This is a genomic window from Halomonas sp. ND22Bw, assembly GCF_003011945.1.
GTDB classification, from domain to species: domain Bacteria; phylum Pseudomonadota; class Gammaproteobacteria; order Pseudomonadales; family Halomonadaceae; genus Halomonas; species Halomonas halophila.
This window is the reverse complement of record NZ_PXWD01000081.1, coordinates 1-543: the sequence shown is the minus strand read 5'-3', so window position 1 is coordinate 543 and position 543 is coordinate 1. Positions and strand designations below refer to the sequence as shown.

Genomic DNA, 543 nt, shown 5'->3' with positions numbered 1-543 from the left:
CCGAGACGATCAGCAGCGGCTTGCCACGGCCGGCGATGATCCGGTCGCGTTCACGCGCGACCCGCCGCCCGGACAGCGACGTATCGACCACCAGCGCTAGGCACTCCCGCGTGCAGTCGTCGACCACGACGAGGATGCGCAAGCGCCGCCCGTCGTCGAGCGTGTCGGAGACGAGCCGAAGGCGGGCGCGAAGCGACTAATTCGAGGCTCCAGCGCTGGTTCGGCTGCTGCGGCACGGCGGCCGGTGCCCGCGTGCCAAGGGCTCGTTTGCGCCCACCCCGCCTGCGCACCGACAGCCGCTCCTCCCGATAGAGGCGGAAGAGCTTCTTGTGGTTCAGGGTGAGGCCCTCCCGTCGCAGCAGGATGAGCAGGCGCCGATAGCCCAAGCGACGGCGCTCGCCGGCCAGGCCGCGCAGGCGTACCCGCACGACCGCATCGTCACCATGGGTCGAGGCGTAGCGGTACGTCTTCGGCTCCAGGCCGATCAGCCCGCAGGCGCGACGCTGAGAATAACCCTTTTCCTCGATGGCCCAGCTCACGGCT

At 70.0% G+C, this 543-nt stretch carries 1 pseudogene; it reads right to left on the bottom strand.

What is annotated here, in order from left to right:
* A pseudogene (locus CVH10_RS17050) lies at positions 1–543 on the bottom strand (IS3 family transposase); the annotation flags it as partial.